The following is a 205-nucleotide window of genomic DNA, read 5'->3' as shown; positions in this document are numbered from 1 at the left end:
GCCGGCCATGTCGATCTCGTTGTCGAAGTGGCCGATGTTGCCCACGATCGCCTGGTGCTTCATCTTGGCCATGTCCGAGGCCATGATGATGTCCTTGTTGCCGGTGGTGGTGACGAAGATGTCCGCCGTCTCCACGACCTCGTCCAGGGTGGTGACCTGGTAACCGTCCATCGCCGCCTGCAGCGCGCAGATCGGGTCGATCTCG

1 pseudogene is annotated in these 205 nt (G+C 62.4%); it reads right to left on the bottom strand.

The features are described from left to right. Positions 1–205, bottom strand: a pseudogene (locus tag IF04_RS36390) (adenosylhomocysteinase); the annotation flags it as partial.

The organism is Streptomyces violens (genome assembly GCF_000717745.1).
In the GTDB taxonomy this organism is placed as follows: domain Bacteria; phylum Actinomycetota; class Actinomycetes; order Streptomycetales; family Streptomycetaceae; genus Streptomyces; species Streptomyces violens.
The sequence above is the reverse complement of the archived record's forward strand: the minus strand, read 5'-3'. Positions and strand labels throughout refer to the sequence as shown.